Origin of the sequence: Chthonomonas sp. (genome assembly GCF_035294505.1) — a bacterium.
In the GTDB taxonomy this organism is placed as follows: Bacteria; Armatimonadota; Chthonomonadetes; order Chthonomonadales; family Chthonomonadaceae; genus Chthonomonas.
In genome coordinates, this window is record NZ_DATGKU010000120.1 from 17,470 (window position 1) to 29,025 (window position 11,556).

Here is an 11,556-nt window from a genome sequence, read left to right on the forward strand (position 1 = left end):
AACCCCGCATCTTGCTATAATAAAAATGCCCTTGAGGTGAACGGTGGTGCTCCGTAAACCGAAATCCCATGGGCGAGTGGTGGAATGGTAGACACGCCGGATTTAGGTTCCGGTGCCGAAAGGCGTAGGGGTTCAACTCCCCTCTTGCCCATTGGCTCTACGCTTAGCGATTTGTGTGCGGGAGTAGCTCAGTGGTAGAGCGCTTCCTTGCCAAGGAAGAGGTCGCGAGTTCGAAACTCGTCTCCCGCTCTTGCCCCTCATGCGCTGCGTGAGGGGCATTTGCATTTCTTGCCAAAACGGCGCACCTTAGGAGAGAAGCCATGAACGAGGAAGAACGCTTTCTTTTTGACTTAAGAGGCTATCTAGTTCTGCCACAAGTGCTAGATGCCGAAACCGTGCGCCAAATGAACGCCTGGATAGATGCCCAAGCCGAACGCGACCCGCACTGGCGAGGTCAAACGGCCAATAAGCATGTCGAAAACCCCATTACCTGGCACCCGCTGTTTCAAAACCTAATGGATCATCCGCGCGTGCTGCCCATCCTGCGGGAAATTCTAGGAGACCGATTTCGCCTCGACCACGACTATGCCATCTTTCTGGAACCAGGCCATAAAGGCCTAAAACTTCACGGCCCGCACACGGTTCCCTTCGATCCTTGTCACTACTATCGCTGCGATAACGGTCAGATTCGGTGTGGCCTCACGGTTGTTGCGTGGTCTCTTACCGATGTGCCTCCCGGAGCCGGCGGTTTCGCCGTCGTTGCAGGCAGCCATAAAAGCAACTTTCCCTGTCCACCGGATATCAAAGCCTTAGAACGTTCCTCGCCTATCGTCGAACAGATCCCTTGCAAAGCCGGAGACTGCGTCATCTTCACAGAAGCGCTTCTGCATGGAACGTTGCCTTGGAAGGGGCCGGGAACGCGGCGCACTCTCTTCTATAAATATGCGCCCTGCATGCTCGCTTGGAGCCAACAAACCTACACCGCACCCGAACAGGTGCCCTTCCCGCCGCACTTTTGGGAAAACCTCACCCCACGCCAAAAGCTTCTCCTTGCCCCTGCCTCTGCCATAGATTTTCACCCGCCTATTGAGATCTAACCTCCAAATAGACCCTATAAGATGCCCGTCTCCGGGTTGAGATCGCTTTCCATAAAACGTGCGGGGCGCAAAGCGTGAACCTCCAATGTGCGTGCCTGACCAAAAAGGATCATCTCCGCCACAAGCTGGCCCAAAATGGGAGCATGCATCACTCCATGGCCGGACGAACCGTTTACGAGATAAAACCCCTTTAAATGGGGAGCCTCGCCCAACACCACATGCTTGTCTGGAGACATCTCGTATAGGCCACAATAACAGGCCTCCCTATCGAAGGCAATAGGCCTCAACACCGGCACCCGATGATTCACCCTCGCCCTCACGCCCTCTAGCCATCCCTCACGAAACGAGACATCGTAGGGATAACGCCCCGGAGTCTCTACCGGCCACAGCAGAAGGACGCGGCCATCCCGCACCCGCAAGTGAAACCCCTCCTCCACGTCAATCGTCATCGGCATCGTGTCGGGTAAAACGGACTGCTCTACACTCACAGCCACCTGACGCCTTGCAGGCCAAACCGGCAGGGCGACGCCTGCCATCGCCGCCACCTCACCCGCCCAAGCGCCCGCCGCATTTACCACAACGCGCGTCTCGATGGTCTCCCGCTGGGTACGAACGGTGCGCACCCTGCTCCCGCCCTCGATCTGTATCTCAACAACCTGCCGACCGCACAGCAGAGACGCGCCGTTTCTCACCGCTGAGCGCAGATAGCCTTCGTGAATCTGAAGGGGCCGCGTGAAACCATCGGTTGGACAAAAGGTGCCTCCAACAATATCCTCCGTGTTCACCCAGGGATTGATCGAGTGTATCTCCTCTACACTCACCTCGCGCACCTCAGACAGACCTGCCGCCCGCTGCACAGCCATCGCCCGGCGAAGCGTCTCCATCTGTTCCGGCCGCCGCGCTAAAAAAAGATACCCACACGGGCTATAGCCCGAAGGGACGCCGGTCTCCTCCTGGAAGGAGCGCAGCTTTTCTCGCGACAACAGCGAAAGCTTTACATTGATGGCCGTGCTGAACTGCGCACGGTAACCACCCGTTGCATAGCGCGTAGAACCTAGCCCAGGACGTTCTTGGGCCTCCAGCAAAACCACCTTTCCCGCCTTCTGCGCCATCAAATGGTGCGCTATGCTAGCACCGATGACGCCGGCCCCGATGATCACTACATCTGCCGTCTCTGCCATGCTACTGCCTTAATCCTTTTCAGATATTATACCGATTCCCTTTTCCCCCAACGAAGCGGGTATCCTGAATAGGCATTCTAAATACCGTGATTGAGGAAAGATGACCCCACAAGAGACGATTCGAGCTTTAGCAGCTCATGTAAAAGCAGCCGTCTACCCCAACCTCGGCACTTGGCGCGCTCGTAAGGTAACGGGCACCGCATCTAGCGGCGACGCCACCTTCGATATAGATGACATTGCGGAAGCCGCCGTTGAGCGGTTTCTGCAGGAGCACAACGTCAATGTGGCCTACTATTCCGAAGATAGAGGCCTTGTGCATCCGTTTCCCGATCGCACCCCAGAAGGCATTCTCATCATTGACCCCATTGATGGCACACGCAGCGCCATCGCCGGTTTAGAGGCCTGTGTGGTCTCCGTGGCTTGGGCCGACTATTGTGAAGCCCCCACCCTCGCCGATGTGCGCTACGCCGCTATTGCTGAAATAAAGGGAAGCTATCTCTTTTCTGCCGAGCGCAGCGGAGGCGCGTGCATTCTTAATGGAGCCGGACAAGAGGTGCTTCCCACGCTTTCACCTACTACCGAAATCGCCAACATGGCTTGGACGTTGGAGGTGGTTGGTGCCCCTCTCGATCTCGTCTTCCGCGCCGTCTCGGATATGGCCAGCCAGACCACCTTAAAGGGTGGCTTCTTTATTCTCAACAGTAGCGCCTACGAGCTAACACGTCTCCTTACAGGCCAACTGGCCGGCGTGGTGGATGTTCGCAATCGGCTTCTGAAGGACTTCCCGCAAACCCGCGAGGCGTTTGCCCGCTATGGAGGAGGGCGCCCCCTATCGCTCTACGGCTACGATGTGGCTGCCGCCGCGCTCATAGCGCAAGAGGCCGGCTGCGCGCTTTCAGATGCCTGGGGACGTGACCTTGCCGACTGGAAGCTTTTAGATACCTCCGAGGCCAACTTCGGATCGCTGATCGCCGCATCAAACCCCACGCTCCACGCCCGCCTTGTAGAGGCCATAGAGGAGGGCTTTGCCCGGTTGCGTAGAGAAGGCTTAAATCCATGAGTCCGCTAAAGTGGAAAGCTGCGTTCATTACATTTATTGCCGTGTTCGCGATCAGTTTCGGCGAGGCCATGCTCTCACGCGGAATGAAGCAGATCGGCGATGGCACCCTATGGCATCAGATCGGCACCATCCTCCATAATCACTGGGTCATCGTCGGCACCACCTTCATGGCAGCCTACTTCTTTCTCTATATGTGGGCCCTTAAGATGGCTCCCTTCAGCTTTGTCCTCCCGATAACCGCTCTCTCTTACCCCTTAGGGGGGTTTTTGGCGACGACCTTTCTTAGAGAGCATGTCGGGCCGCTGAAATGGTTAGGCTATGCGGCGATCGTTATCGGTGTGATCCTGGTAGGTCTGGGCGAGGCAAACGGGAAATGAGAGAAGCGATCCTGGTTGCAAGGCTCCTTCTCGATGCCTGCCTCCTAGGCTACCTTATTTATGCTTATCTTACCGTTGTGGCCGCATGGCAGTGGCGCCGTGCCGCTATTCCTCCAACACAGACGCCTGATATCGGCATCTCCATCCTCAAACCGGTGTGTGGCATAGACCCCTATGCCGAAGAGAACTTCCGCAGCTTCATCGAACAAGACTATCCCCTGCATCGTTTCCAAATTCTTTTTACCGCTTACGATTCCGATGATCCGGCCCTAGCCGTCGCAGCCGATCTCAAGCAACGCTATCCACAACACAACATACAGGTTGTTCTCAACAGCCCTAACAAGCTGCAGGGCAACAACCGTAAAGTCGCCAACCTCCTTGCTTTGCTGCCTTTTGTCGAACACGAGCTGCTTGTCATTGCCGACAGCGATATGCGCGTTGGTCCCGACTACCTGCGCGCCATCTCCGCCCCCTTCCTAACCGAAAATTCCCAACGCAGCGTCGGGTTGGTAACCTGTCCCTATCGGGGCGCCTTCACGCACTCCTTCGCCGCACAGCTAGAGGCGCTAGGCATCGGTGCCGACTTCATACCCAGTGCCCTCGTTAGCCGAATGTTGGAGGGCGTTGGTTTCGCCTTTGGCTCGACCATTGCCATCCCCAAAGCCGTGCTTGAACGTATCGGGGGCCTGAAGCCGCTGCTTGACGAGATAGCCGACGACTTTCTGCTCGGCCAAAAAGTGCGCCAAGCCGGCTATGAAGTGGTGATCGCCAACTATATGGTGGACGATGTTTTAGGCCCCATCCCTTTTAAAGAGATGTGGTCGCGTCGGCTCCGCTGGGCACGCACGGTGCGCGCCTATCGCCCGGCAGGCTATGCTGGCTCTCTCATCACGCACGGATTCGCTCTTTCACTGCTATGGGCACTAACGCAGGCGCCTTTAAGTAAAATTGTGGTTATCGTTTGTGGCATATTGATGGTGCGCTTGCTCACCGTCTTCATTGTGTCTAGCTTAACCGACGATCCGGCCCCACGAAAAAAATGGTACCTGTTGCCGGTAAGTGACCTTATTAGCTTTGCCATCTATGTGGCCAGCTGGTGTGGAAACCGCGTGCAATGGCGTGGAGAGCGCTTTCGTTTGCAGGCAGGAGGAAAGCTGGAACGTATCTAAATTTACACTTGTTGTTGAATTTGCGTCGAAGAATGCGGATAGGAGAGAGTTATGCACGATTCAGGCGTGCCGATACAGCCCGATGCAGCACGCATCTATCAGAAGCAGCTTGAGGCGGTGCAAGAAATCTGCGCCGCGCTCGCCGCGAAGAACGATGTAGAGGAGTTACTGCGCGAAACGCTGCGCGTAGCACTCGATACCGTTGAGGCCGATGCCGGTTCCCTTTTGCTTTACGAACCGGAGCGCCGCCGCCTCGTTTTTCGCCATGTGATCGGAAAAGAGGAGCTTATAGGCCAAGAGATCGATCCGGAAACCGATCTGGAGGGAAGAGCTGCCCTTGTCTTTCGCACCGGCCAGGCCCAACTCACTAACACCAACCAAGAACACTACAACCCGGCTTTCGATATCGTAACCGGCTACCACACGCACACGATTCTAACGGTTCCGATGAAAACGCTAGGCAGCACCCCCATTGGTGTGCTGCAGGTGCTCAATAAACGCGAGGGCGAGTTTATGCAAGAGGATGTCGCCCTGCTAGAAATTGTGGCCAGCTTGGCCGCCACGGTCATCGCCAACGCCCGCCTTGCGAAAGAGGCGGAGCTGGCTGCCGTTACACGCGCTATCGGCGACTTAGGACACGACATCAAGAACGCCCTCACGCCCATTCAAGGCATCGTTCAAACCACCGTCGAGGCCTTCCTTAACCCCATGTTTGATGAACTTGACCAAATTCATCAGGCGCTACAGGAACAGGCACCGGCACTCGCGCAGCGCCTACAAAATGCTGTGGAGCCGTTGAAGGAGTGGATACCGGAGGCGGAAAGCTCCGTTCATGACAGTTGCACCGACATCCGAGAGATGGTCTCTGAAATTGCGGACTATGTGAAGGGAACCCAATCGGCCTATTTTGAGGAGCTTTCCATTGGTGAGATCATCAAAGAGCGCCTGAAACGCCTGCAGGTCATTGCCAGAAATCGCCAGGTGACCCTCTCTTATGAGGGGCTGGAGGACGTACCACCGTTTCGCTTCGATAGACGCCTGGTGGGGCGTGCGCTCTACAACCTTGTGAACAACGCCCTAGGCGCCATAGATGCGGCCGTCCGCAAAAAACAGATGGAGATGCGTCCGTTCCAAATCGTGGTACGCACGCGCGTTGTTTCCGATGAAAAGACACCAAATAAAACCTATTGTCGCATCGAGGTGGAAGACGACGGCCCCGGCATGACGGAACAGGTAAGGAGGTCCCTTTTCACCTCAGCCACCATCTCCACCACTCCTGGAGGCACCGGCATTGGCACCCGTTTCGTAAAAAACGTGGCCGATATCCATGGTGGGCGCGTGGGTGTGGAGAGCGAGTTAGGAAAAGGAGCCCGCTTTTGGCTCGATCTACCGATGGACGCCGTTGTTCAGACCACCCCCCAATAGGACAGGTTTGATTCTTGCTTTCAAAGCCCACTCTCTTCCTCTCCTTGAGGCCGGTTTTAGGCACAGGGGGTAGGCTATATAGAGTAGGCATGAGACCTACCTCTACGCATAATGCAGTGGGTGAGCGTTGCTCGCATTCCAGTACCTTGTTGAAATATGCAGCCACCGGACACCCTGTTATTGCATGATGTATAACCCACTAATTTTCAAGGATGCGCTTACGAAGTTCGTCGGGCTTATAGATCGTGATACGATGGTCGGTATCTACCTTAAGAATCTTCGTTTTTCGGTAGGCCCCCATCACCTGATTAACCCGTTCACGCGAAGCCCCCACCAGCTGCGCGAGGTCGGTCTGTGTTAAACGAACAGGAATATAGACGGTTCCATCGGAATATTTTTCGCCGTAGAGATCGGCGAACTCAAGTAACTGATAGGCCACCATTCCGTAGGTATCAAGGCTGCAGTGGGCGCGAATGCGAGCATTGGTCATGCGCAATCTCCGCGCGAGTAGCCGAAGCATGTTCTTCCCGAAGTTGGGGCTTCTATCGAGCAGATGGTTAAAAAGCGATTGTTGCATAATGAGCAGCTGGGTCTTCTCACGTGTCAGCACGTTGGCCGAGCGCCCGGAGGCATCTATCAGGCTCATCTCACCAAACACGTCGCCGGCGCCTAACAACGCAAGAAAAACCTCGTTGCCATCCGACAAGTTGAGAAAAACCTTCACCGTTCCATGTAGGATAAGGTAGAGCGCGTCGCCGGTATCCCCTTGAAACAACACGTAGTGACCGGCCGTAAAGCTTCGTATGTGTGCCTCGTAAGCTACCCGCTGGAGGAGGTCTTCAGCCACCTCCTTAAAAAGGGAGAGATTCCTCAGCAATGCCATGTCTATCATAGGAAGTAACCCTCACAATCCATCCGTTGCTAATAGATTGACGCCCCTAATCTCTTCTCATATCTATCTGAGAATTTGTTATATGTTCTGTCGCCCTGTTGCGAAAAAGAGCGCAAGAGCGCGTGGATTCGCTGTGCGGTTTAGAAAAGCTGACCCTGTCCCTCTTCGTGTTCTCCCTCCCGCTTTGAGGGATAGGGCAGCCCCAGATGTTCGCATGCGGCCCTTGTCACGGCGCGCCCACGGCTTGTGCGGTTCAAGAAGCCAAGTTGCATGAGATAAGGCTCGTAGAGGTCTTCAATGGTATCGCGCTCCTCTCCCAACATCGCTGCCAGCGTTTCAAGCCCTACCGGCCCCCCATCAAACTTTTCGACAATCGCCGTTAATAGCCTCCTATCGAACTGATCCAGGCCGAGAGCGTCAATCTCAAGCAGCTGCAGGGCACGGATGGCAACCTCCCGTGTCACCACCCCGTCCGCTCGCACCTGCGCGTAGTCGCGCACCCGCCGCAAAAGCCTATTGGCGATTCTCGGCGTTCCTCGTGCACGTCGCGCGATCTCCTCGGCGCCCTCCTCCTCAATCGCCACGTTGAGGATTTCTGCGGAGCGTAAAACGATGGTCGTCAGCTCCTCCTGCGTGTAAAACTCGAAACTGCAGTGAATGCCGAAGCGGCTTCGCATGGGGGAGGAGATCAGCCCCGCTCGTGTCGTGGCGCCTACAAGCGTAAACGGCGGAATGTTGAGCGCAATGGTGCGTGCCGAAGGCCCCTGCCCTATCACCACATCGAGCCGAAAATCCTCCATCGCCGAATACAGCACCTCTTCCACCACCCGGCTCAACCGATGGATTTCGTCAATAAAGAAGACGCTCTGATCCTCCAGCGATGTCAATATCGCCGCCAAGTCGCCCGGCTTTTCTAGGGCAGGGCCGGAGGTGGTGTGAATGGGAACCCCCATCTCATTGGCGATAATATGGCTCAGTGTCGTCTTTCCTAAACCGGGCGGCCCGTACAGCAGCACATGATCGAGCGCCTCACCGCGTTCGCGCGCGGCCTCAATAGCAATGGCTAAGTTCTGTTTGATCTTCTGCTGGCCGATCATCTCGCGCAAAAAGCGAGGGCGCAGCGAAAGCTCCGCCGTATCTTCAGGCAGCTCCATCGGGCTAATAAAACGGCTATCCTCTTTCTTACGCAACGTTGTGCTCTCCTATTCTGGTGAGGATGGCCTCCGCCGTTTCCACTCCGGATAGATAGGCCTGATGGATGCGCCCCCCCTCCGGACGGGTTCCATCCCCGGCCACATAGATCAAAGAATCGACTGCAGGCGGATTGATCATCTCAAAAGGCATCATGCCCCGCGGTTGAGAGTAGCGCCAACGCTTCACCTGCACCCACAGCGGGCGTTCATAGGTTTCCCCAAACAGCCGTTTCAGCTCGTTCAGCGTTCTTCCCACCACCATCTCTTCCGCCTCTTCGAAGCAGACCCTGCTCATCGCCGGGCCCCATTGGGCAATCAATAGGCTCTCTCCGTTCGGCGCGCGCTCCGGGGCTTTGAGATGTTCAAATGCCAGCCACAGAAGCGTTTCAGAACGGTCTTCCGCTAAAAGCGCATAGGCAGGAGGTTCCGGTAACCCCGGCTCGTAGCCCAAAAGCACGGACAGGCAGGGCACATACTCTACCTCCCGCAGCGCACGCACCCTGTCGAGCGTCTGCTGGGTCGCTCGCAGCCAGAGTGCGCTCTCCGCTAAAAGGCTTGCCGATTGCGGCAGCGGTGCAGTCAGCACGGCGAAATGGGCCCGTGTAAGCTCATGTCCCTCGTTATCTTTTAAAACCACCTCTTCTCCCTCTTCTGCCAGTTGTGCCACCGGTGTCTCCAGATGCAGTGCAGCTCGATCTTTGGGCAGACGCGCCCAAAGCAGTTTCGCCAAGGTCGTTAGGCCGTAACGATAGGCGTATTTGCCGATCGTCTCATGGATGGGGTCGGGCGGCAGGAGTTCGCCATCGGCACGCCAAAGCCGCACGGGCGCCGTGATCGGCACGAGGTCGGTTGTATCTAGCTCCGCCAACAGCATGTTCATGAAGGCAGGCTCCGTTGTCTTAATGTTCTGGGCACCGTGGTCAACAATGCATCCTTCAATGCGCCTGGTGGCCACACGCCCACCTATCCCCCGACTTTTTTCGTAAATCTGCACCCGAATCCCTTCAGAACGATGCAGTAAGGCCTGCGCTGTACTTAACCCCGCAATGCCGGCCCCGACAATGGCAACGGTTGTCATGGCTTGTCTACTTCTCTTCTATGGGGCGATTTGTGCCTGGGATGAGCTGCGCCATCGCATACGAGCGCCGCACCAGCAGAATGCGCGCTTTCGCTCGCTGCCCAATGAACCGATATCCATCGTCGAGATCGAGCATCTGCCCATCGGCCCACCCAATGCAATGGTTGCCCTCCTTTAGCAAAGAGCGACGGATGCGACATTCCACAACCTGAGCTCGCTTGATTCCGGCACGGCTCTTCTCAAAAGAGGCGATCTCTCCGGCCTCGATGAGATACTTTTCGATGACCGCCTCCTCCGATGCCCGAATATAAAGCGCTTTCTCTAGCTCACGCTCCATCTCCTCTACCGTCGCTCCGTCCGGCCCGATCAAAAACTCGGCCACATCGGGATGGCAAGTAATGCGAAAAGCCTCCTTCTTTGCATACTTCGGGTCGGCCACCATGCGTCTTAGGTCTCGCTCCACCTCCAGCGAGACGCTTTCTGCAGAGGGGAGATGGCCGCGCCCTTTACAAAGAGGGCACTCTTCGCTCAGAAAGTTCAGGAGGTTGTCCGCCGTGCGCTTACGGGTCATCTCCACAAGCCCTAAACGGCTCATAGGGGAGACCTTGGTGCGCGAGCGATCTCTCTTCAGGGCAGCCTCTAAAGCCTTCACCACCGCTATCCTATCGCGCGGATTGCTCATATCAATGAAATCTATGACGATGATCCCGCCGATGTCACGCAGGCGCAGCTGGCGTGCTATCTCCTCGGCCGCCTCTAAGTTCGTTTTAAATATCGTTTCGGCAAGGCTGCTTCCACCCACGTTTTTACTCGTGTTCACATCTATAACGGTCAGCGCTTCCGTTTCGTCAATCACCAAGGAGCCGCCGGACTTAAGGTAGACCTTACGCCTCAGGTTTCTTTCGATCTGCTCCTCGATTTTGTAGTAGTCGAAGATGGGCTGAGTCCCATCGTAAAGCTGCACACGCCCGATGAGCTTAGGCGAGATGCGCTCCAACAGCGCATTGGCCTTCTCGTACTCCGCCGGGTCATCTATCACCAGGCGTTGCACATCCGAGCTAAAAATGTCGCGAATGGTTTTATAGAGCAGGGTTAGGTCTTGCATCACCAAGGCAGGTGCCTCTACCTCCTGGGCGCGCTGTTGTATCTGCTGCCAACTTTGCAGCAAAAACTGCAGGTCGGCTGCGAGTTCGGCTTCCGTTTTATCCTCTGCCTCGGTACGCACGATCAGACCAAAGCCGGGGCGGCGCAGCTTCTCCCCAATGCGTTTCAGCCGTTCTCGCTCTTTAGCGTCTTCGATCTTACGGGACACACCCAGCAACTCGGCGCCGGGCATCAGCACCACATAGCGCCCCGGCAGGGTAATGCGTGTGGAAACACGGGCGCCTTTTGTGCTACGCGGCCCCTTAATAACCTGCACTAGAAGCTCCTGCCCCACCTTAAGCACATCGCTGATGCTTTGTCGCCTTAACGCCGAGCGCCGAAAGATGCGACGCGGGCGCCATCGCAGGCGTGAGGTCGCCTCCGGCTCCTCCTCGGTAGCTTCCTCTTCGGCCTCGGCGGTCTCTAGCGCCTCCTGGATGATCTCCTCTGTCGTGCTCTGCGCTCTCTCCGCATCCTCATCCTCCTCTAAGGCCTCCGCATCCATATCCGCATCTATCACGTCCGCCGCGCCGTTTGCAACTTCGGCAATCCCAATGGGAAGAATGGCCTCTTGAGCCCCAGAGGAAAACTCGGCAGTCTCCTGGGTCTGTTCCTTGGCAAGTGCCAGAGGCTCTTGCTCCATTACGCGATTCGGCAGCACATCGCCCACGTAAAGAAAGGCGTTGCGTTCTAGCCCTATATCTACGAAGGCGGCATCCATGCCGGGCAGAACGTTCATCACACGGCACTTATAGAGGCTGCCTACCAAACGTTCGGAGCGCTCTATCTGCAGTTCCATCAGCTTGCCATCTTCCAAAACAGCAATGCGTGTTTCTCTTTCTCCCACATTCACGATGATCTCTTTGACCAACCGTCAACTCCTTTCTCCGGCAAAAACACCTGAAATCCTACTACGATTCTAGCATACAAACTTCTATCCC

10 protein-coding genes and 2 tRNA genes are annotated in these 11,556 nt (G+C 56.2%); 7 read left to right on the forward strand and 5 right to left on the reverse strand.

All coding sequences use genetic code 11. The features are described from left to right. Positions 1 to 70: 70 nt before the first annotated feature. The 3 genes from VKV18_RS07210 to VKV18_RS07220 all read left to right on the forward strand — a co-directional run bounded on the left by VKV18_RS07210 (position 71) and on the right by VKV18_RS07220 (position 1,097). Positions 71 to 151: transfer RNA gene (locus tag VKV18_RS07210), tRNA-Leu, on the forward strand. Positions 152 to 177: 26 nt separating this feature from the next. Further along, positions 178 to 249: transfer RNA gene (locus VKV18_RS07215), tRNA-Gly, on the forward strand. A 71-nt stretch (positions 250 to 320) separates the two neighbouring features. Beyond that, positions 321 to 1,097 carry a phytanoyl-CoA dioxygenase family protein gene (locus VKV18_RS07220; protein WP_324203535.1) on the forward strand — a complete coding sequence of 259 codons (777 nt, stop codon included), beginning with the start codon at positions 321 to 323 and terminating at the stop codon, positions 1,095 to 1,097. Positions 1,098 to 1,111: 14 nt separating this feature from the next. Here VKV18_RS07220 and VKV18_RS07225 read toward each other — a convergent pair whose 3' ends face one another. Further along, the gene (locus tag VKV18_RS07225) at positions 1,112 to 2,278 is read right to left on the reverse strand and encodes an FAD-dependent oxidoreductase (protein WP_324203536.1); all 1,167 of its coding nucleotides are present in this window, start codon (positions 2,276 to 2,278) and stop codon (positions 1,112 to 1,114) included. Between the two features lie 100 nt (positions 2,279 to 2,378). Here VKV18_RS07225 and VKV18_RS07230 point away from each other — a divergent pair, with 100 nt between their 5' ends. Genes VKV18_RS07230 through VKV18_RS07245 form a run of 4 tightly spaced genes read left to right on the forward strand, consistent with a single transcriptional unit; the run spans position 2,379 to position 6,309 of the window. Continuing rightward, complete coding sequence (locus VKV18_RS07230) at positions 2,379 to 3,338, forward strand: inositol monophosphatase family protein (protein WP_324203537.1); 960 nt, start codon at positions 2,379 to 2,381, stop codon at positions 3,336 to 3,338. Further along, positions 3,335 to 3,715, forward strand: a complete 381-nt coding sequence (locus VKV18_RS07235) for an EamA family transporter (RefSeq protein ID WP_324203538.1) — start codon at positions 3,335 to 3,337, stop codon at positions 3,713 to 3,715. Before VKV18_RS07230 ends, VKV18_RS07235 begins: the two co-directional genes overlap by 4 nt. Next, positions 3,712 to 4,884, forward strand: coding sequence for a bacteriohopanetetrol glucosamine biosynthesis glycosyltransferase HpnI (gene hpnI / locus VKV18_RS07240; RefSeq protein ID WP_324203539.1), 1,173 nt, complete (start codon positions 3,712 to 3,714; stop codon positions 4,882 to 4,884). Before VKV18_RS07235 ends, hpnI begins: the two co-directional genes overlap by 4 nt. A 51-nt stretch (positions 4,885 to 4,935) precedes the next feature. Then, a complete protein-coding gene (locus VKV18_RS07245) occupies positions 4,936 to 6,309 on the forward strand; it encodes a GAF domain-containing sensor histidine kinase (protein WP_324203540.1) in 1,374 nt (457 codons plus the stop codon). A gap of 199 nt (positions 6,310 to 6,508) precedes the next feature. Here VKV18_RS07245 and VKV18_RS07250 read toward each other — a convergent pair whose 3' ends face one another. From VKV18_RS07250 to VKV18_RS07265, 4 genes are all read right to left on the reverse strand, one after another. Next, positions 6,509 to 7,201: a Crp/Fnr family transcriptional regulator gene (locus VKV18_RS07250; RefSeq protein ID WP_324203541.1), complete on the reverse strand. Its 693-nt coding sequence runs from the start codon at positions 7,199 to 7,201 to the stop codon at positions 6,509 to 6,511. A gap of 140 nt (positions 7,202 to 7,341) precedes the next feature. Next, positions 7,342 to 8,355: a Holliday junction branch migration DNA helicase RuvB gene (gene ruvB / locus VKV18_RS07255; protein WP_345786400.1), complete on the reverse strand. Its 1,014-nt coding sequence runs from the start codon at positions 8,353 to 8,355 to the stop codon at positions 7,342 to 7,344. Between the two features lie 28 nt (positions 8,356 to 8,383). Continuing rightward, the gene (locus tag VKV18_RS07260) at positions 8,384 to 9,472 is read right to left on the reverse strand and encodes an NAD(P)/FAD-dependent oxidoreductase (protein ID WP_324203543.1); all 1,089 of its coding nucleotides are present in this window, start codon (positions 9,470 to 9,472) and stop codon (positions 8,384 to 8,386) included. A gap of 7 nt (positions 9,473 to 9,479) precedes the next feature. Then, a complete protein-coding gene (locus VKV18_RS07265; RefSeq protein WP_414647181.1) occupies positions 9,480 to 11,441 on the reverse strand; it encodes an Rne/Rng family ribonuclease in 1,962 nt (653 codons plus the stop codon). Positions 11,442 to 11,556: the final 115 nt, after the last annotated feature.